The sequence below is a fragment of the Bradyrhizobium sp. USDA 4510 genome (assembly GCF_054059095.1).
The window spans coordinates 980,559-999,705 of the sequence record NZ_JBSSBT010000001.1; the positions used below are offsets into that span (position 1 = coordinate 980,559).

17 protein-coding genes and 1 pseudogene are annotated in these 19,147 nt (G+C 57.7%); 5 read left to right on the top strand and 13 right to left on the bottom strand.

What is annotated here, in order from left to right:
* Positions 1 to 66: 66 nt before the first annotated feature.
* The 12 genes from ACVMDN_RS04425 to ACVMDN_RS04480 form a co-directional block, all read right to left on the bottom strand.
* Entirely contained in the window at positions 67 to 1,320 is a 1,254-nt protein-coding gene (locus ACVMDN_RS04425; protein ID WP_456835552.1) for an extracellular solute-binding protein, read from the bottom strand.
* A gap of 91 nt (positions 1,321 to 1,411) precedes the next feature.
* Positions 1,412 to 2,983, bottom strand: a complete 1,572-nt coding sequence (locus tag ACVMDN_RS04430) for a carbohydrate porin (RefSeq protein ID WP_456835551.1) — start codon at positions 2,981 to 2,983, stop codon at positions 1,412 to 1,414.
* A 667-nt stretch (positions 2,984 to 3,650) separates the two neighbouring features.
* On the bottom strand, positions 3,651 to 4,322 hold the full coding sequence (locus ACVMDN_RS04435; protein WP_456835550.1) for a class I SAM-dependent methyltransferase: 672 nt from the start codon (positions 4,320 to 4,322) through the stop codon (positions 3,651 to 3,653).
* Positions 4,323 to 4,797: 475 nt separating this feature from the next.
* Positions 4,798 to 5,712 carry a branched-chain amino acid transaminase gene (locus ACVMDN_RS04440; protein WP_456835549.1) on the bottom strand — a complete coding sequence of 305 codons (915 nt, stop codon included), beginning with the start codon at positions 5,710 to 5,712 and terminating at the stop codon, positions 4,798 to 4,800.
* Positions 5,713 to 5,748: 36 nt separating this feature from the next.
* A complete protein-coding gene (locus ACVMDN_RS04445; RefSeq protein ID WP_456835548.1) occupies positions 5,749 to 6,864 on the bottom strand; it encodes an aminotransferase-like domain-containing protein in 1,116 nt (371 codons plus the stop codon).
* A 165-nt stretch (positions 6,865 to 7,029) separates the two neighbouring features.
* The gene (locus ACVMDN_RS04450; RefSeq protein WP_456835547.1) at positions 7,030 to 7,818 is read right to left on the bottom strand and encodes a class I SAM-dependent methyltransferase; all 789 of its coding nucleotides are present in this window, start codon (positions 7,816 to 7,818) and stop codon (positions 7,030 to 7,032) included.
* Positions 7,819 to 7,941: 123 nt separating this feature from the next.
* Positions 7,942 to 8,550 carry a CDP-alcohol phosphatidyltransferase family protein gene (locus tag ACVMDN_RS04455; RefSeq protein ID WP_456835546.1) on the bottom strand — a complete coding sequence of 203 codons (609 nt, stop codon included), beginning with the start codon at positions 8,548 to 8,550 and terminating at the stop codon, positions 7,942 to 7,944.
* Positions 8,551 to 8,563: 13 nt separating this feature from the next.
* Positions 8,564 to 9,349: a phosphocholine cytidylyltransferase family protein gene (locus tag ACVMDN_RS04460; RefSeq protein WP_456835545.1), complete on the bottom strand. Its 786-nt coding sequence runs from the start codon at positions 9,347 to 9,349 to the stop codon at positions 8,564 to 8,566.
* 127 nt (positions 9,350 to 9,476) lie between these two features.
* Positions 9,477 to 10,415: a phosphoenolpyruvate mutase gene (aepX, locus tag ACVMDN_RS04465; protein ID WP_456835544.1), complete on the bottom strand. Its 939-nt coding sequence runs from the start codon at positions 10,413 to 10,415 to the stop codon at positions 9,477 to 9,479.
* Positions 10,416 to 10,715: 300 nt separating this feature from the next.
* Positions 10,716 to 10,949: a hypothetical protein gene (locus ACVMDN_RS04470; protein ID WP_456835543.1), complete on the bottom strand. Its 234-nt coding sequence runs from the start codon at positions 10,947 to 10,949 to the stop codon at positions 10,716 to 10,718.
* A gap of 465 nt (positions 10,950 to 11,414) precedes the next feature.
* Positions 11,415 to 11,627 carry a KTSC domain-containing protein gene (locus tag ACVMDN_RS04475; RefSeq protein ID WP_456843610.1) on the bottom strand — a complete coding sequence of 71 codons (213 nt, stop codon included), beginning with the start codon at positions 11,625 to 11,627 and terminating at the stop codon, positions 11,415 to 11,417.
* Positions 11,624 to 13,588 (bottom strand): AAA family ATPase, encoded by a 1,965-nt coding sequence (locus ACVMDN_RS04480; RefSeq protein ID WP_456835542.1) that lies wholly within the window; start codon positions 13,586 to 13,588, stop codon positions 11,624 to 11,626. The genes ACVMDN_RS04475 and ACVMDN_RS04480 overlap by 4 nt, the downstream gene beginning before the upstream one ends.
* Positions 13,589 to 13,982: 394 nt before the next feature.
* Here ACVMDN_RS04480 and ACVMDN_RS04485 point away from each other — a divergent pair.
* From ACVMDN_RS04485 to ACVMDN_RS04505, 5 genes and pseudogenes are all read left to right on the top strand, one after another.
* Positions 13,983 to 14,190: pseudogene (locus tag ACVMDN_RS04485) on the top strand (cold-shock protein).
* Between the two features lie 280 nt (positions 14,191 to 14,470).
* Positions 14,471 to 14,608 (top strand): hypothetical protein, encoded by a 138-nt coding sequence (locus tag ACVMDN_RS04490; RefSeq protein ID WP_456835541.1) that lies wholly within the window; start codon positions 14,471 to 14,473, stop codon positions 14,606 to 14,608.
* Positions 14,609 to 15,045: 437 nt separating this feature from the next.
* Positions 15,046 to 16,584, top strand: coding sequence for an IS21 family transposase (istA, locus tag ACVMDN_RS04495; protein ID WP_456835896.1), 1,539 nt, complete (start codon positions 15,046 to 15,048; stop codon positions 16,582 to 16,584).
* An 11-nt stretch (positions 16,585 to 16,595) separates the two neighbouring features.
* Positions 16,596 to 17,339, top strand: a complete 744-nt coding sequence (gene istB, locus ACVMDN_RS04500; RefSeq protein WP_253640537.1) for an IS21-like element helper ATPase IstB — start codon at positions 16,596 to 16,598, stop codon at positions 17,337 to 17,339.
* Between the two features lie 18 nt (positions 17,340 to 17,357).
* Positions 17,358 to 17,819, top strand: a complete 462-nt coding sequence (locus ACVMDN_RS04505; protein ID WP_456843611.1) for a hypothetical protein — start codon at positions 17,358 to 17,360, stop codon at positions 17,817 to 17,819.
* A gap of 223 nt (positions 17,820 to 18,042) precedes the next feature.
* On the opposite strand, the gene ACVMDN_RS04510 is transcribed toward ACVMDN_RS04505, so the two are convergent.
* Positions 18,043 to 18,879, bottom strand: a complete 837-nt coding sequence (locus ACVMDN_RS04510; RefSeq protein WP_456835540.1) for a Crp/Fnr family transcriptional regulator — start codon at positions 18,877 to 18,879, stop codon at positions 18,043 to 18,045.
* Positions 18,880 to 19,147 lie beyond the last annotated feature (268 nt).

Here is a 19,147-nt window from a genome sequence, read left to right on the forward strand (position 1 = left end):
CACGTGGGCCCGAAAACGATTAGGCGGGGGTAAAGGCGCTGCGCGCAGCCGTGCCTCTATAAGCTATCACTTCTTCAGGATGAGTCTTCGTGCTTCTCTGGCTGCATCCTCGAGTGCTGCCTGTGCCGAGAGTTTACGACCCAGTACAAGCTGCATTTTGTCCACGATCATCGCCACGGCCTTCGTGCTGTTCTCGCCTGGAAAGGCATACCAAGGCGCCAGGTCGCCGAGCTGTCTCAGCGGAACGTTGTAGTTCGGCTTTTCTCGATAAAGCGTCTGTAGCCGTGCGTCCGAGAGAGCGGCTGTGTTGATCGGTGTATAGCCGGTCATTGCCGCCATGATCGCCTGTGCCCGCGGGCTTGCGGCGAATTTCATGTATTTCCAAGCCGCTTCTTGCCGAGCGGAGTCCTTGGTTAGCATTACCATTCCGTTGCCGGCGGCCAAGGTTTTGCCACCTAAGGCCAAGGGAATCGGCATCATCGTAAGCATGAAATGCTGGCCGATCTGCCGTTCGAAATCGGTGAGAAGGCTGCTGGAGCTCAAGTAGATGCCAATTTTGCCGCCCACAAAGGACTGACGGGCGTTGTCACGCGACAAATCGATCATGCCAGAATCTGCTGCGCGCGTTATGGATGCCATCGCCGCAAGTCCTTCTCGCTGGTCGAAAGCGATATCGTCCTCGTCCTTGGTCATCATCCTGCCGCCATGGGCGAAAAGCAGTGTTTCAAAGCCCCAGGCGCCATTGGCGTTGTACTCCATGTAGAACCCGCTGACGTTCGGGTCGAGCCTTGAGATCTTACTTGCCAAATCGAAGACACCATCCCAGGTCGTAGGGAGGTTGGCAGGGTTAGCGCCAGCGCGGACGACGAGGGCATTATTGTAGAACAGCACTGGGGTCGTCAGCGAATAAGGAACGGCATACGCCTTGTGACCGCTCGGTCCGATGTTTCGAATAGCGTCGAAGACACCCTGCTGCTTCCATTCCCCTTCAGTCGAGATGAAGCGGTCGAGCGACACGGCAAGGCCCCGATCGACCAGCAGCCGTATATAATTGAGGCCCTGATGTGAGACGTCAGGTGTGTCGTTAATCAATTGGGCGCGCAGGGTACTTTGCAGCAGTTCGTCGTAGCTCTTCGCCGGTTCGAACTTGATTGCTATTTCTGGATACGTTTTCGTGAATTCAGCCCCGATTGCATTGTACATGGCCGAAAAATTGGCCGGCGAGTAGCTCACGCGCAGCTCCAGCGCGTGGATTATGCGGGGAGCGGCGGCAACAATCGAAACCACGAAGAAGAAAGCGACCGCAGATAGACGTCTCATTTCTAGTCTCCACCACTCTTTGCCGGGGGCCCCTGCGACACCCCTTGTTGGGCTTTGGACAGCCTCTTCACGTTTCGCGCGAGCCACTTCGTCAAAAGAATATCGATGTAGAGGCTGAGAAATTGAGGGCATGACCGATTTGTGGCGTGTATGTGATGCTTGTCGGGTGATCGATATAGGTCAGCCCCAAGCTCGCGTATATTCCCGGACCAAGATGCGCGGTATAGGTTCCTGAGATTGCTTTCGCGTCCCGATGAACGAGATTGCCCTTAGCTGCCGCAGCATCGACTGCAAAGTTGCTCCAAACAGTGTCGGTAGCAACAAGCGAGATTTGATCAGTTGGCCGGCTGTCGAAGAGGCCCTTCGCGTAAAGCCGAACTTCGTAATACTGACTAACCTTGTTGAGGTCAGGCGGAGCGCCCATGACCGAGAATCCACCATAGATGCCACGAGATGCAGTGTCATAGATATTGCTCTGCCAGAGTTGCCGATCGGCAGCGACGTAATAGAGGCTGTTCTCGTCAGCTCTTGGTTGGGTTGGATTCGCCAGGTTTACGTAATGGCTGTTGTTGAAGCCTACACCCGCCCGCAGCCACGTCTCGGGTGAGCCGGGAGCAGCGCTATTGCGATAGCCGCTCTCGTCAAGCAACAGAAGACCCGCGTTCGCTGTGCTCCAGTCTAAGCCGGTTGGATTTGCGTTTATGTGCGTAAATACCCCATCCGGGCTGGTAGAGCGTTGGATCGAAACCTTGTTATACAGCCGATCATCAAAATGGTAAGTCAGGTTGAGAGTTGGTGTCGGCGCGGGCGCGAAGTTCATCCCTCCTTGATACAGGACATTCGATGAGGGCCCGAAGACGTTCGCTCCTGGATTTCCTCCGACCACCGTCCCGGCCAACTCGTATGAGTTCATCAGGTAGCCAACTTTGAGCTCGATCTTTCGATCAAAAAAGGTTTGGTAGTAGGCGATCGTATTGATCCCCAATCGATCTGGGCCGCCTGGCTGCCACGTCCAGGATTGCTGCTCGGCTCCAACAATGATCTGACCATCGGGAATCCCGTATCGGCTGAGATCATAGGTCATCATCATGTAATTTAGCGTGTAGAACGTTGGATTCTGTCCGCTATATTGTTGGTTTGCGATGGTGCTCTTGGCGGCGTTCGGCAGAAGATTGTTTACGTAGGTATTTTGCGTCCAAGCAATGTAACCGATGCCAATCTCAGCCAGCGCGGATCTGATGCCTCCCTTGTCCTGAACCAAAGTATCGGCTGGACCGGGTAAATTGACCTCCAATCCCTTTATGCGAAGATTTTCGAACTTTGCGAATTGTTCGGGCTTCGAAGTAGTGTGTGCAGCGCGAGTACCAAGACGCGCTGCTCGGTTTTCATTCATCTCACTCCCGTGTGGGACCTTCTTCCTTTGAACTGTTCCCTTTGTGATCTCGCTCGGAGTGCGGCTTTTCTGATCGGGTGTATTGCTCGTTTGTGCCAGCGCCGCTCCGCTGACTAGACTTGCTGCCAGAATGCAAGCGATCGATAGCTCTGCTTTTCGATTGCGTCGCAAGCGGAACGCAGATCCTGAAGCGGAGTACGATGCTCTGGTCTGCTCATTGTTTACATCCTGCACGCTGCCGGCAGCGGTACTATTGATCTTAACGCGCATATAATCTCCCAGACGCGGTTAGAGCCTTTGACGCGCTGTCTTTGGCATCGCGACGGCAACTGGAGGATGACACCCATCGGATAATTCGATGTGATTGCCTGTAAGATGCGATGACGCTCACTGTTGGCAGCAGCTATTGCGAGGGTGTGTCGCGCAACTGCGGAGCGAGATCGGTTTGTACAGGCAGGCGGATTGTTCGAACCTCGGCCGGAGACAACCTGATTGGGGCCAAGTGGGAAGACTAGCCGGCTCGCCGGCCGCCAGCCGGTCTGACGGACGCGATGCACAAAAATCGTGAGACGAGCTAACCAGTGTCGCAGACAAGCGCAGGCCCCAGCGCCAGCAGCGCGAGCCAGATATGCCGTTTAAGGATCGGTGACGCAGAATCTGCACTGATCGCGCGCAGCTATTGCCAGTCACTCAAACATTCCGGCGTGATCGGCATCGAGCCTGGCGTGAGCCAAACGTCGATCACCCGGCATTTATGCCATTTCGGATAAAGGAAATGTGCGCTTCCGCAGCGGTTGCTCCTGAGCTGGCGCTCTGCGCAGAACGACATCGGTCCGCCACTCAACAGTGACAAAACCTGACGCGTCCTGGTGCCGGCCTAGAAGGGCGTCGAGCTCCTTGGCGATCGTTTCGGCGCCAGACCTAGCGATCGCCGTCTTTAATGTCCCGAATGACGGTAGCCGCGAAACTGCGTTGCGGTCGTCGTCTGGCGCCATTCGAGCTTGTAGCGCTCCACAGCGACCAAATCGTGCCTCGAACGGAGTTCCGCTTCGAAATCAGCTTTCGCATAACCGCCCCAGAAATCAGGGTAGCGGTCTCGGCGAAATCCAGGAATGTGACGCTCTTGAAGGCTGGCGAAATCATCGAGAAATGCGCTATCCTCGTGCCGATGCTTGTTCTGCAAGAGCAGCAATGTTCCGGAAGGCTTCAGCACCCGTGCAGCCTCTAGGTAGAATAACGGCCGATCGAACCAGTTGGCGGCCGTTGCTGCCGTGACAAGCTCACATGAATGATCTTGGAGCGGCAGCTTCTCAGCAAACCCGGTGAGGACGTCGAGGCCGCGAAACGTCCCGGATCGCTTCTTGGCAACGGCGGCCATTTCTCTGTTTGGCTCAATACAGGTTAGGCGCTCAATGCCCGGAATTGACGCCATTAGCTGTCTGCTGAAAATCCCCGTTCCCGCGTCGATGTCTGCGGCTGACCGCAGTGGTGCAAGTGCCGAATGATAGTCCGTGAGGATATCAAAGACCGCGCCAGGATAACTAGGCCTATACTCGTCGTAGTCCAGAGCAGCGCCGTTATAGAGCTGCCATGTCACCCGTTCATTCATGACGATCCTCGAGCGGAGAATTAAGCAAACGAAAGGTGCGTGCCCTCACGCGGATGGAGGCCGACACCGGCGAGTAGCTCCGAATCCAAGTGATCGCGGGATGGTTCCGGCACGTTCAGGGTCACGAAGACTCCTCAAAGGGTGTCCCGAGTGGGACGAATTCATCAAATTCGTGATCTGCGCCGTTCTGTCCTATCAAGTAACGCTCAACACGCAGACTACAAATACCGGTAGGTGAGGAGCGAGAGGAGGTCGCGCACATCCCGGTTCGTGCTGTTGTGCCGATAGCACCGCTCGCGATTGGTGGCCGTGGCCCTTATGGAGGTTACCGCAATAGCGTCCGCGGCGCTTTTAGAAATCAGGATCGGCATTGCGGCAGTGCTGGGTGGAGAACTGCAACAGTTCGACATTGATGATACCAATAGCGCCCGGCTAGCGGCTAAGGCGAAGCCGTCACGCTTGCAGATCAATGTCTTCAAAAGACAGGAGTTCGCCATGACTCGTATGCGGTGTGGTTTCCGGTGGCGATCGCCCGGTAGATCTCCATTAGCAGCCGTGTGATCGCTCCAGGTTGTCCACTCCCAACCATCGTGTGGTCGATCGAAGTCACCGGAGTAATCTCGGCACCGGTGCCGCAGTAGAACACCTCCTCGGCGAGGATAAGTTCCGTCCGATCGACATCGCGCTCGACGGTATCGACCCCGAGATATTCGCGTGCCAACTGAATAACGGTCTGACGCGTGATCGATTCCAGTATGTCGTTGGTTCCGCTTGGCGTGATCAACTGACCATCGCGAACCATAAAAACACACATTGCAGGCGCCTCGGCTAGTTTTCCTCTTGAATTGAGGAGAAAAGCGACGTCGTAGCCATCGAGTTGAGCCTGCATCAAAGCCAATCTGGAATTGTGATAGTTTGCGTTACATTTGATGCGTGCGGGCATGACGTTGTCCGGCATGCGCATCCAAGAACTAATCTGAGCAGAAGCGCCTTCGACGGATTGCCTAATGGTCTCGCGTGGCAACGCTGTAATCGCAGTTCCTATGGGTCCTTTTGCTCCCAATTCGCCAACCCCATCAACAAAGGCCATCACCCGAATATGCACCGTCGTGCGAAATGCATTTGCGCGGCAGAGGTGAATGAGTGCCTCGATCAGCTTATCGCTGGAGATTGGCTGGTCGAACCTCATTGCCTTTTGCGAGAAGGCATATCGCTCGAGGTGCTCTGCAACGCGAAAGAGGTACAATTGCTGGACGTTTTCGTTCCAATAGCCGCGTATTCCTTCGAAAACACCAATGCCATACTTCGCCACGGGAGAGAATACATGCACCCTGGCGTCATCCCATGGGACAATTCGGCCGTTGAGATACGCAAAATCTGGCGCCAACATCTATGTTTACACCCAGTCTGAGTTTGATCCGCGAGGTTAGGTCCGACCGAGCAGTAAGGCCGCTAGAACACTCAGCCCGCGCCGGAGGTCCTCGTGGGTTGATGGAGCGATCAGCGAGGCTCTGATGTTGTGCTCGACATGGATACCAGGTGTCGCGAACACGCGCGGATGTCTCAGGCTTACGCCCTTCGTGCGAGCAGCTTGGATGAATGGCTCTGCTGTCCAGGGTGATGGCAAGTCGATCCAAACGTGCAAGGACGAGTTGTTCGTGTGAATCACCTCGAGATGCCCCAGCATCTCCTGCGCAATCTCTTGCCGGGCCGCGATCTCCCTGGATATCTGTTCGACAATGTGACTTGCGGCACCAGTTTCAATCAGGTGGGTGATAATGGCGGCGGATAACCCTGGTACAAACCAACTCGAGACGCTTGGTATCGGTCGAAGAAGATCGGCAAGGCTGTCCTCTGATGGCGCAACAAGGTACGCAGTCCTCAATCCGATGCCCAAGCATTTTGAGACGCTCATTAGGTACCAGGTGAGGTCGGGAGCGATCGAAGCAAGCGGAGGCGGCGCGTCCTTGGTTATAAGGCCATGCACGTCATCTTCGATAATCGGAAGGGCGTACTTGCGGGCCACTCCAGCGACCTTCTGTCTGCGCTCAAGCGACATCATTGAGGTGGTGGGATTGTGACCTGTCGGGTTAATGTAAACGGCCGCCAGCTTGTGGGCTTTGCACACTGACTCAAGGGAATCGTCCCGCATGCCGTCTTCATCTATGTCAACGGGCAGAACGCTAATCCGCCCCAACATCGCGAGTTGCCCGATCGCTGCATAAGTCAGCTTTTCCGCGGCAATCGCGGCTCCCCGGGGAGCGAGCCGCGAGAACAGGACCATTAGCGTGTTCTGAGTGCCGCCTGTCATGAGTAAGCGGGCAGCGCTAGGGACCGCGCCAAGCCGGTTCCTCAACCAATTGGCGGCGGCCTGTTTGTCACGCGCAGTCCCGTAGAAGCGATGGCGTTGTATCGTGCTGGCAAGGTCTGGTGCGCGCGCCGCCGCAGTGAGGCTTCTTTCGACATGTTCGCGGAAAGCTGGCACTTGAGGAGCCCATGTCCGCGTCATATCAATCGCTGCCGTCATTTCACCACCAGACATTTGAATTCTCCTTGGGCAGCCGATACCGCATTACATCAAAGCTGTGGCTGTTGTCCGGATCTCCGCCGGCAAAAGGGCGAGGTCGGGAAGGCGACTTCGCACGATGTGGTTGATTATGGAGCCGACGCTTTCGCTTCTGCCAACATTCTCCGATGTGTTCCGCTTTTAGTAGCGGCCGGCGTACAAGATATCTAAATGGCATCGTTCGATAAACGTATCAGCCGGCGACAGTTGCCGAAGTAGCAAGCGCAACTGTTGGTTGAACTCATCTCGTCTCTGCGTGAGTACACCTGGGCAGGCCTTTGACGTGGAATACATATATTGGAGGAGTTTTTCGGCAGTCCACGATACCGTGTAGGGGATGTGGCTCCTTGTGATGTTCGAAAACGTCGATCGGCGCAGAACAGCTTCGTTATCCATAGGCAATTCCCTGCGCTTATCGTCACGTCCGGCAGGAAAATAGCCTCCCCACCAGCTGTGCACGAAGTCCCAGATCCTGTTCCACCAATCGCTCGGTGTGGTTTCGTCGCGAACTCGTGTGATGATCGCGACCTTGCCGGACGATAGCAGGCGGCGATCTAGCGTCTCCATGACGAGCGAGCGGTCCATCCAGTGAAAGGCACTCGCGATTGTGGCCCCCTGGTAGCCGCTCAAGCCCGGATTGATCTCCTCGGCGGTGCTTTCGATCAGCGAAATGTTCAGCAGACCGCGTTCGGAGGAAACTCGTTCGGCTTCGCCCAGCATGGCGCGATTTGGATCGACGCAGTCTACATGTTCGATGCCGGGAGCAAGTCCAAGTGCGATCTGTCCGGTACCACATCCAAGATCAAGTACGCGGCTTTCACGTGTTAGATAAAGATGTTCGCGAAGCGACCTGAAGAGTTCGTGCGGATACTCAGGTTGATAGCGAGCATAGTAAAACGCTGCTCCCTCAAAGATGCTGCTTGCCAACATTCAGCTCTCCATTCGGTTGCTTAGGCGCGCTAAACCGGCATCTGACCCTGTCTCTACCAGCTAAGTCTGGGACGAATGCGAAGATCGAGAGCTCCGTATGATAGCACCCGCCGCCAGGCTGGTTCAGCTTAGACCCCGCAATGCCAGAACCGATGAAGCGGCGACGGCGAATATTGTGATTGCGACATACATCGTCATATTCGGCGCTGAGACACGAATTGGTGCGACGTGTAGCCCTGCGAGCAGGATGAAACTGCTGAGTGTGAAGTGTACGAAAAACTCGTCTGAAACCGCCGGTCGGGCAAGGAAAATGATGGCCATCACAGGAATGTCGTATGATAGCGGTAGCCCTAAAAAACGCCCATCACGTAAGCGGCCGAAATTGGCAAAGTAGCTGAGCCTAATGGCTCCTGCTGCGAGCAGGGCGGTCGCAGTCACCAGCGCAAAAACCGATGCCCCGCTGAGCTGGATTACGATTGCCGCGGGCAAGACGGCACCGTAAATGATGTCAGCAAAGCCGTCGAGGCTCTTTCCCATCTTGGCAACATCTGGGTGGCGTTGTTTCGTGTGAGCTGCCACAATTCCGTCGAGATGGTCGGACAGGACGGCCCAAAGTGCTGTCGCTATCGATAGTTCAAGTCGATTGGACAGGGCAAGAAACAGACTGACGGACGAAAAAACAAGGCCGCCGGTTGTTATGGCGTTCGCCGGATCCCAGAGATATTTGAGCATCGAAATTTCACCTTTAGCGAGGCGTGCCTCGGCCTTGCACTCCCCCGAAGAGCCGCTCTGCGATTTGCAGATCTTCAGCAGTGTCGATTTCATACCACCTGAGATGGTCGCACCGCGTGGTGGCGAGCTGCAGACCGCGCAATTCAACAAGGTACGAAAGAAGCTCCTCAGTGTAGGCCTGGGTCGCTCCAGACCCTATGATCTGGTCCAGCGCTGGAACAATTGTCGCCTTGAGGGTCAGCGCTGAAAGTCGCAATAGGTTCATCGTTTTGAAAAGCCGTGGCCCATTCGTAACTAGGTTTGCTCGGGTTTGCCTCATACGGAATTCCGAGATGAGGCCGCCACCCGTCAACAGAACTGCGGAGCCTTCCATCGAGTCGCGGAAGGGGACGATTGCTGCCACATCGGTCGCCGCGCTGTGCAGCAGAGGTCGCAACGCGCCGTCCTCGAAGAACACATCACCCTCGAGGAGAAAGCAATCGCCGGAAAGCAGCGCGTCGCGCGCGAGCCATAGCGAATAGGCGCTGCCGGTACGTTCGAAGGCCGGCGATTCGACATAGTTGATTGCAAGCCTACCGAAACGGCGACCGCACGCGTATTGAATGGCGTCCTTCCGGTAACCGACCACCAGAGTGACCTCTTCGACGCCGACTGATTCCAAGTTTCGGAGGGCGTTGTAGAGAATCGGCGTGCCGTTGACTTCAACCAAGGGCTTCGGCCGTAGGTCCGTCAGCGGTCGAAGGCGAGAGCCGACGCCGGCGGCGAGAATGATTGCTTGCTTGGGACTGTTGATAGTCATTTGATCGCAGCAGCCGCCGAGGGATATTTGGTTCGTCCATAGCGCGAGCCTATTCGACTCACGTCTGGCGCCGTTAGAGCAGCAAACATTGTTGGCCTAAGCCGCCCGGCTTGGCCCGTGAATGACGCTAATGCTGCAGCTTGTCAGGATGAAGGTACCGCGCTTCTGCCTCGGCGAGTTCATCGTAGCTCAACAGTTCAAAAATATCGTCGAGCGGTGCGATGTCGGGCTCGATGGTCGCAACGCTCTCTTCAGCGAAGATGCGGCCGCACACCCGACGCATTGAGGCGACTGCCGCTCGCATGGAATGATTGGCCCAAATGACCGTCGAGATGTCGGCGCGGCGATACGCGCAGGCCGGTGTCCGATAGTATTTCGTTGGAACGATCACGACCGGCAATTTGTTCTGCCAAGCACCTGCGAACGAAAGGATTTCGTCTGCGGAGCTGCTTCGCGAGTGAATCAGGATCGCATCGGCTCCGGCTTCCCGGTATGCGTGAGCCCGTGCAATTGCTTCGTGCATTCCGTGTCCTGCGATTAATGCTTCGATCCTGGCCACAAGGACGAGCTCATTCGCAACCGTGTCCTTCACGGCGCGCAAGCGTCCACAAAATTCGTCAACGTCGGCAAGGGGGTGACGGTTGCCAACAAACGAGTTTAGCTTCGGAAAACAGCTGTCTTCCAGCGCAATTCCCGCAACGCCGCGCTCGCGGAGTTTACGAGCCAGCAGGCGAGCATTGTTGAAGTTCCCGAAGCCGCCATCGCCGTCGACCAGTACGGGCAGTCGGCTCGAATCTACGATGCGTTCAACTGCGTCAACAAGCTGGGTCCACGATGCTTCGTTGGCGTCCCGGTAGCCTAGAGAGCAGGCAATCGAGAAACCCGATGCCCAAAGACCCTTGAAACCTGCGCGCTCGGCGATCGCAGCCGAGAGGCCATCATGTGCTTCCATCAGGAAGGAGAGTTCGCTGCTGGAGCAGACTTCTCTGCGTAGCGTATCAGCGCGTGAAAATTCAACTCGTTGATGACTACCCTGGGCGCGGGGAGAATCTGAGTGATCTTGCATGCAGACTCCCGTGAGTAAACCGGCCAATATTCATCGCTCGACAAGTGACATGTTACTGTCATCTCGATCAATTGCTAGAACCGGTAGGTGACGTTGGAGAAAAAGTGGATTTCGCCATGGATGCGGGTCGGCAGGTAAGACGGACTGTCCCGGACCTGTGCTTAAGGTCTAACCCTGTATTGGCGTATGGCATGGATGCGGCGGCGGGTATGGCGCGCCTGAATTGCGCTGAGCGTCCTTAGGCCAATGTCCAGCTCACGCCTTCAAGGATATCTGTGGCGGAATCTGGGACTGCGGCACTCATGGGCTGGTGCGAATCTCCAGCTCAATCTCACGCGTGACCTCGATGATGCTTTCTGGATGGCCCCCGTTCTCCAGCAGCGCATATTTCAGGGCTTGGGCGCGGTTGACAAACAGGCCGCCAAAGAAGCCCCGTTGTTCGAGGGCGACCCAGTAACCGGCCCGATTCCTGCCAACAAGAACGATCCGTGTGGCGGGATCACGCGAAGTGGACTCGGGCAGCGGAGTCATCATGACCCCCTCGTGGAACGACGGCTTAGACTCATGTGAAGAAGTCCATAGCGGAGGCATTCGCGTCGCGAACAGGCGCTGAACTGTCAGGCGACTTACATCGGCCGAGAGCTAGGATGGAATGACATCAACCTCATTTCGCCAGGGCCCACACCGGCTATGGCGTTAGCGCGTGCTGCCGCGCACCTGAGCTCGCATTGATACGTCGAATGCGAGCGACCTTCTCCTACCTGTTCTGGCTGAATGCGAGATTGCGCGGGATTGCCCGGCCGGAGGTGCTAACGATCAAACTAGCAAGGAGAGCGGTTCGAAATGTGCTTCGCAGTGATAAGACGTCTTCGCCGACGTAGCTTGCGCGAGCGGCCGTCTCCGTAATTTCCTGACCAATTATCCCGAGCTCTGCAGCTCCGAGTGCCGTCAGGGCAACGTCAGCGGCCTGTAGGGTGCCGGTCACGGCACATTCGGGGATTACGAGATTCTCAATGTCTTGAATTGGTTGCGGATATGCCGGTCGAAAAAGCTCCCCTTTGACGAGGCGGCCATTAGCTGCTTGTAGATCGGCTTCGGCATGCCAAAATATTGATAGACGGAATTCGTTTGAAACTCGATCTCTAGCAGTTGGTTGGATTCATCGTAGCCGGCCGAGACTAATGTCGACGATCGGACTGGTGTTCTCATCATGCGGCGGCTTCTTTCTGGTGTCCGAATGTCATGAGCCGCTTCATCAGCTCCATCAAAACATCTGGCTTTTTATCCTCAGCCCACGCCACGGCCAGCAGTTCTCCGATCAACGCCGGATTTTTCTCAAGGCTTCCAGCAGACGGATCGATGGCGCGCCGAGCCTCATTGTTGATCCGTTGCCAATCTGCAGCATCAAAACACCGTCTAACCGAATCTTCGATGTTATTGGGCCAAATCGCGCAGCAGTCATCCCACACGATCTCCGGCGGGAAAGGGCCGCACCCTAGCTGGAGAGCTGTGAGCAAAGCCTTATTGTCGACCTCATGTCGGCGCCGACGGTCGATGTGCGTTTCATCGCCATCGGCATCGAATATGACAAAGGAGGGAATCTCCAGCTCTTGAGCGATCGTCAGCAGCTGAAGGATGTTCGACTTTTTATCGGCCGGTAGAATGTGTAGCCCAGCTCTTCGCATAGCATTCCACTGGCCATCGAGATGAAGGGCAGCTGAGAGATAAGCGCGGTCGGCAATGCCTTCGACAAGCACGAGGCGTTGGCTAAAGTACAATTCAGACGGCTCGGGCCTTAGCGCGGCAAGCAGCTTGGCCCTTGCAACGGGGTTCTTGTCTGGTTTCTTACCTGTCGCTTTGGCGATACGCAGGGCAAACCTGTCGAAGTCGGTATATTTCACGTTCGACTTACCCGATTTCTCCTCGCGGCGAACAAGCCGGATCTCATCGAACTCCTCGCCCGACACAAAATAGGGGCTGTGAGTCGTAAGCATAACCTGATTGCCAAGAGAGGCCAAATCTCTCAATACAGCCGATAAGTGCTTTGCTTGCGGCGGGTGCTGGTAGAGCTCGGGTTCCTCGCACCCGAGAACAAGGGTCGGTTTTTCGCTGCCGGCTTCCGCTGTTGACGCGCTTTCGACGGAAGCCAGCTCTTGCAGAATTGCTAAGAGGAACGACCGCTGCAAGCCGTGACCGAAGCGCAAGATGCTTCCTTTGAATAGGCCTTCTTTAGCTTTGATGGTTGCCCTGGGCTCCCCGATCGAAACAGACTTCTCACTGCCCTGCAGCCACTCAACGATGAGACTCGCATCCGGATGGGCGAAGACGGCAAGCCGCTTGGCCAAGCTGTCTGAGATTTCCTGAAGCGTGCCCTGCTCCGCCTCGAGCAGGGCGTCGTACTCGGCGCGGGCGCGCGCGCGCAGAGCCTCCAATGCATCATCAAAGCTGACCTTCTGACGCACCGTTCGCTGAAGCAGTTTGCCCAAGGCGGTGTTTCCGGCTTCTTCGGCTTCCGCAGACGCGTCCTTGACGGCCGGCAGATAAATCCACTGCACGAAGGGCTCGAGCTTTCCCTTGATCTTGCCGACCCCGTAGAAATGGTCGTTACTCCGTTGAACTTCACAAATTTCTGGGCGAGCCTCCTCGTAAGATCGAAGAGCATCGATCATGGTCGCCTTGGCGGGCTTTTTTCCGATATCGGGAAAATCAGCCAATCCCTTGGTTACTTCGAAGAAGCGGGCGCGAAGAGGCTCGACAGTCGCTTTGTTCTTATCGTCCTCAAAGAACGGAGCGAATTGCTTGAAAACAAGCCGTTCTCCCCACTGTACGACAGGAGCCTTAGCTGTTTGGGGATCGAAAACCGCAACTGAAGTGATCACCAACTCGCCGTGGCGTACGTAGTGGGACAGTGCTTCTTTAGCCCCCTCGCTGAGCTGATCGAAGGTGACAGTGATCTGAACGGGAATGTCCGTGTTCCCACCATGAAAATCTTCCGCCGTGAGCGTTGCCACATCCGTTGCACTGCTCGCTTCTTGAAAAAATACGTTAAGAGCGGACAGGATCGTCGATTTTCCTGCGCCGTTGGGACCAACCAAGCAGGTGCAAGGGCCGAATGAGACTGTTTCGTCTTCAAAACCTCTAAAATTTTGCACGCGAACGGCTCTAATTCTCACGTCGTACTCCAGAGTAGCAGCCAGGTATCACTGAACGGTCCAAATCGGGCAGACTCGTTAATGTCGCTTCGATACGCGATATCCAAAGCTCGAATGCTGCTCATGAGGGCTATGCTCGCAGAGAATCTGCGGCTGTTAGGCCATTCGTGCAGTTTGGCCCCTAGATTATGGAAGGAAGCTCCTCACGGGACGCAACCATGATCTTGGCTAGGCGTTCTGCACAACAACGCTCCGCCAAGCCGTTAGCTCAACGTGACGAATTGAGCGAGCGGTTGACTACCAGCGCTGCTCGCTGCAGCCAGGGCTTAAGCGCCATTTGACGCACTTGCCGCGTGGCTTGATGACTGCGAGACTCCTCGTTAGATCACGGCCCGTGCAATTTGGAGGTCGTACCGTGGCAATGGATATTGTGAAGTGGTTCAATCCGACAAAGGGATGTGGCTTCATCAGGCCGGAAGATGGAGGAGACGGATGTCTTCGTACACATCAGCGCAGTTGAAAAAGCAGGCCACAGCGGACTGGAAAAGGGCGCTCGGGTCAGTCACGGCCTGAAGGCTGGTCGCTCAGGCAGAATGTCTGCGGAAAATATCCGGGTCGGCTAGCTTGATTGATGTGCCAAAAACTTGCAAGCGAGCTCTCGTATCGTTCAAGCTGCGCAGGACTATTTACGCGGGTCTCGGACGCGGGCCGCATTCTGCTTCGCTGACGCGTTCTTATCCTGTCTGCAGTAGTCACGTTGTTCTGGATCGCAAGCGCAATCGTCCCGAACGATCCTACGGCCTGGCAGTCAGGCGAGGAACCGAATGGCTGGGCCCGCAGTTTGTGCGGCTTCGCGAACCAGCTCGTGAAAGAATGTTTGCATGACAAAATCCGGAGGGTCTCATGCTCACCGCGCTGATCCTGCTCGTGATCTGGCTGCTGATTAACGTGCTGTTCTTTGTCGCGATGACACCGGTCTCCAAGTCTGACCGTAACGCTCAGCGGACACGAGAGCGTATTTGGCACATCTTTCGAAGGTAGGCGTTAGGCGGCCCAAGAGGCTGCATCGCCATATCCCTGCCATGTGCTTTGACGATCAAGCCGCTGGAGCCGTACGAGAATACGGAACAGTCTGACCCGGCGCGCTCTGTTGGTCGGCCTCTGATCCAATGTCGGCAAGCTGACATCAGGAAGCTGCGTGTGTTCAGCCGGCAAGGGCCTGTAGTGATCAGGCTGCCAGGCGATGGCCGACCATGCATGCTGGACTAGCTTTACTGCTGATTCCGCTCGATGTCGCCCACGATTCCGGAATGATCTCGCCCACCGTTCCGATTTGATGTCGCCCGCCATTCCGAGATGATCTCGCCCACCATTCCGGGATGATGTCGCCCGGGGTGACGAGGCCTCTTCTGGCTCCGATACGGTCCCGCCTTTCGGCTTTGCGAAGGGGGACCTGGATGCCGACGGAGAGGTTTGCGATGCGCCATGTGCGCGATGTGATCAGATTGAAGTCGGCCGGGATGCCGACCCGCGAGATTGCGCGGCGGGTGGGGACAGCCCCTTCGACGGTGCGGTTGACGATCCACCGGTTCGAGGCAGCGGGGCTGACCTGGCCATTGCCCGACGACATCACCGACGCTGCGCTGGAAGCCCGGCTGTTCGCCAGCGCGGGAGCCGGTCCCGGCACCCGGCGGGGCCATCGCCGGCAGGCCGAGCCGGACTGGGCGGCGGTACACCGCGAACTCCGGCGCAAGCATGTGACGCTGTCGATCCTGTGGGACGAGTACATCGCGGGCGAACCCGGCGGATATCGTTATTCGCGGTTCTGCGAGCTCTACCGCGCCTGGGAAGGCCGCCTGTCGGTGACGATGCGCCAGTCGCATACGGCCGGCGACAAGCTGTTCGTCGACTATGCCGGCGACGGCGTGCCGGTGGTAATCGACCGGTTCACCGGCGAGCGACGCGCCGCGCAGATCTTCGTCGCGGTGCTCGGCGCATCGAGCTTCACCTACGCGCAGGCGACCTGGACGCAGGGGCTCGCCGACTGGATCGGCGGCCACGTCGGCGCCTTCGAGGCGATCGGCGGCGTGCCGGCGCTGCTGGTGCCGGACAATACCAAGGTCGCAGTGATCAAGGCCTGCTTCTACGACCCGCAGATCAACCGCAGCTACGCCGACATGGCGGCGCATTACGGCACCGCCATTCTGCCGGCGAGGCCGCGACGGCCACGGGACAAGGCGAAGGTCGAACAGGCGGTCCTCATGGTCGAGCGCTGGCTGCTCGGGCGGCTGCGCCACCGCACCTTCCACAGCCTCGCCGAGGTCAACGCGGCGATCACCGAGCTAATGACCCGGCTCAACGAGGAGCGGCCGATCCGGCGGCTCGGCGTGACCCGCCGCAAGCTATTGGAGGAGATCGACCGGCCGGCGCTCAAGGACTTGCCGGAGAGCCCCTACGTGTTCGCCGAGTGGCGGATCTGCCGGGTCAGCATCGACTATCACGTCGAGGTCGAGGCGCATTACTACAGCGTCCCGCATCGCTTCGTCCGCGCCGAGGTCGAGGTGCGCTTCACCGCCCGCACCGTCGAGATTTTCCACAAGGGCGAGCGGATCGCCGCGCATCAGCGCATGAGCGGCAACCACAAGCACACCACCGTGCCGGAACACATGGCGTCCAGTCATCGGCGCTACGCCGGCTGGACCATCGAGCGCATTCGCAAGGAGGCCGCCACGATCGGGCCGGCCACCGCGGCGCTGTGCGACCTGATCCTCGATGAGCGGGCGCACCCCGAGCAGGGCTTCCGCGCTTGCCTCGGCATCATCCGGCTCGGCCAATCCTACGGGCAAGAGCGGCTCGATGCTGCCGCCATGCGGGCGATCGACATCGGCGCGCGCACCTACGGCTCGGTCAAATCGATCCTTGCCAACAACCTCGATCGGCGTCCTTCACCCAAGCGCCCCGCGGACAACGCGCCGGTCCTTCATCCCAACATCCGCGGGCCGCGCTACTACAACTAGGAGATCACGCCTTGCTCACGCATCCGACCCTCGATCAACTCCACGCGCTCGGCCTTCATGGCATGGCCAAGGCCTTTGCCGACATCGAAGCCGGCGGCGATGCCGCAAGCCTCGGCCATGCCGAATGGCTCGCGCTGCTGCTCGAACGCGAAGCCTCGCTGCGACGCGACAAGCGGCTATCGAAGCGGCTGCAATACGCCAAGCTGCGCCAGCAGGCTTGCGTCGAGGACATCGACTATCGCACCCCGCGCGGCCTCGACCGCAGCCTCCTGACGATGCTGGTCGAAGGCCAATGGATCGACGACCACGCCAACCTGCTGATCTGCGGGCCCTCCGGCGTCGGCAAGAGCTGGCTCGCCTCGGCGCTCGGCAACAAGGCCTGCCGCGACAATCGCTCCGTGCTCTATCAGCGTGTCCCGCGGCTGTTCACCGATCTCGCTTTGGCGCGCGGCGACGGCCGCCACCCGCGGCTCCTGCGGGCGCTCGGCCGCATCGATCTGCTCATCCTCGACGACTGGGGCCTCGAGCCGCTCGACGCCGCAGCCCGCCACGACCTCCTCGAGATCCTCGAGGACCGCTACGGCCGCCGCTCCACCACCGTCACCAGCCAGCTCCCCGTCGATCAATGGCACGCGCTGATCGGCGATCCCACCTACGCCGATGCCGTCCTCGACCGCCTGGTCCACAACGCCCACCGGATCGATCTCAACGGCGAGAGCCTGCGGCGAACCCGCAAACCCGAACGAAAGGCCTGAGCCAGTGGCGCTGTGGACATGCCGCTGCGCTTGGACAACGCAAAGAGCGTTGCCCACATGCCCACAGCAGACCAACAGCAGACGAAGAAGGGCCTCAAGCCGCGATTCAAGGTTGACCCCGCGGCTTCACCGATGCCAGAAACCAAACAGCCAGAACGCCTCGCGCCCCGGGCGACATCAAATCGGAATGGTGGGCGAGATCATCTCGGAATCCTGGGCGAGATCAAATCGGTACACCCGGGCGAGATCATCGGAATCCGCAAGCTTTACTTACCACGCGGACCTCGATGGCGACATAGCACTGCAGCCAATCACGTGGAAGTTGCTCGTCAGCTAACCGTCGAATACACCTATGCGTCCAGGCGGCTTTGCCTTGAGCAGGTTCGAAGGCATTGTGACCTGATCCAAAAAGCTTGGACGGTCATCTCGTCATCACCGGCTCAGTCAGCTGAACTCATCGAGGCGCCCGCACGCTGGTAGCGAACGACTCGATGTGCGTGCAAGGCAGTCCGGCGGACTTTGACCGCGTCTTCTAGGAGGAGCCGCTCTCAAAATGCACGTCCTCGCTTTTGGATCATGCGCCGATAAGATCAGCTTTCTCGTGCTGAACCTCCATTTGGGCGCCCATCTTGCTCAGTGAGGTGACGCCGCTTCATCTGTGCCCCGTGAAAAATGGCCAATGTAGACCGCCGCTTGTAAGTTGCTAACTCGCCTGTTCTTCGCTGAGGGTGCGTACTGATGATAAGGCATAGGCACCCGAGACAAGCTTGTAGCAACAGCATGCCTTTTGTTCGAGCGATTTGGGATCGTCGATCTGCAAGACCCCGCGCATCTTGCGAATTAGTCCCTGTTCTTCAAAGCGGATCAACGTTTCCGTCACCCCCGCGCGCCGCAGCCCCAGCACTGAGGAAAGATAATCGTGGGTGACTGGCAGCACACGAGCGTCAACAGCCTCGCTCGCAAGACACAGCCAGCTCGCAAGCCGCTGTTCACGATGGTGCCGAACCCCGCATAATCCGGTCTGAACGCACTGGAACGTCAGCGCTTGAACGTACTCGAACAGATGGTCGCGGATTTCTGGATGCGCCTTCATTATGCGGCGCAAGTCCTCAACCCGAATTCTGTGCGCGCTTCCGGGAAACACGACCACGGACTGATGCGTCGAAAGATGTCCTCCCCACAGAAACGAAGTGCCAACCGCGCCCCGATATCCAATGACGGCTGTTTCAAGCATGCTTCCCGCGGCAACAATTCTCAGCGAGACGAGACCCGTTTCCATAAAGTAGACGTGCTCGACCGGCTTTTTTGGCTCTTGCAGGACCATGCGCTCTTTCAAGATGATCGGCTCGAGGCATGCACCTATCGCCGCAAGGTGTTGCATAGAAAGGCGCGCCAAGATCACGTTCTTTACGAAGGACCGCTTCGCAGGACGCATCGGAACAGAAGGGTGAAGCACCGGGCGTGTGCCAGGCAACTGGTTGGCGGCTCCTTCTGCGGAGCAGTCAAGCGCTTCGAGAACGGCGGGCACGCGATCAGTCATGGTCCCTCTCCTGGCAGGACGCCTTCGCTAGCCTGCGCGCTGACCGTAACGAGAACGTGATCGCGACTGTAGCAACATCTCCATCTTGATTGATGCAACGAGCATCGCATCGACGCTCAAATCCAGCGTTGCGAACCCCGTCTTCGATGAATTTCAGCCAGCACGGTGTGCGCGGCTCGGACCTTTGGCAACGCATCCATATATTCTGAACTCGCCCTACCCGGGGCCTACGAACGATCTCGGTGTGAGCGGGGCCCACGTAAGTACC

Bases quoted from the DNA above. Each gene is read 5' to 3' on its own strand.
- ACVMDN_RS04440 (WP_456835549.1), bottom strand. From the start codon at position 5,712: ATGTTGGCGCCAGATTTTGCGTATCTCAACGGCCGAATTGTCCCATGG.
- ACVMDN_RS04425 (WP_456835552.1), bottom strand. From the start codon at position 1,320: ATGAGACGTCTATCTGCGGTCGCTTTCTTCTTCGTGGTTTCGATTGTT.
- ACVMDN_RS04490 (WP_456835541.1), top strand. From the start codon at position 14,471: ATGCTCACCGCGCTGATCCTGCTCGTGATCTGGCTGCTGATTAACGTG.
- ACVMDN_RS04475 (WP_456843610.1), bottom strand. From the start codon at position 11,627: ATGATGAGAACACCAGTCCGATCGTCGACATTAGTCTCGGCCGGCTAC.
- ACVMDN_RS04445 (WP_456835548.1), bottom strand. From the start codon at position 6,864: ATGTCTGGTGGTGAAATGACGGCAGCGATTGATATGACGCGGACATGG.
- ACVMDN_RS04460 (WP_456835545.1), bottom strand. From the start codon at position 9,349: ATGACTATCAACAGTCCCAAGCAAGCAATCATTCTCGCCGCCGGCGTC.
- istA (WP_456835896.1), top strand. From the start codon at position 15,046: ATGCGCCATGTGCGCGATGTGATCAGATTGAAGTCGGCCGGGATGCCG.
- ACVMDN_RS04430 (WP_456835551.1), bottom strand. From the start codon at position 2,983: ATGCGCGTTAAGATCAATAGTACCGCTGCCGGCAGCGTGCAGGATGTA.
- ACVMDN_RS04510 (WP_456835540.1), bottom strand. From the start codon at position 18,879: ATGACTGATCGCGTGCCCGCCGTTCTCGAAGCGCTTGACTGCTCCGCA.
- ACVMDN_RS04455 (WP_456835546.1), bottom strand. From the start codon at position 8,550: ATGCTCAAATATCTCTGGGATCCGGCGAACGCCATAACAACCGGCGGC.
- ACVMDN_RS04435 (WP_456835550.1), bottom strand. From the start codon at position 4,322: ATGAATGAACGGGTGACATGGCAGCTCTATAACGGCGCTGCTCTGGAC.
- ACVMDN_RS04450 (WP_456835547.1), bottom strand. From the start codon at position 7,818: ATGTTGGCAAGCAGCATCTTTGAGGGAGCAGCGTTTTACTATGCTCGC.
- ACVMDN_RS04470 (WP_456835543.1), bottom strand. From the start codon at position 10,949: ATGATGACTCCGCTGCCCGAGTCCACTTCGCGTGATCCCGCCACACGG.
- ACVMDN_RS04505 (WP_456843611.1), top strand. From the start codon at position 17,358: ATGCCGCTGCGCTTGGACAACGCAAAGAGCGTTGCCCACATGCCCACA.
- aepX (WP_456835544.1), bottom strand. From the start codon at position 10,415: ATGCAAGATCACTCAGATTCTCCCCGCGCCCAGGGTAGTCATCAACGA.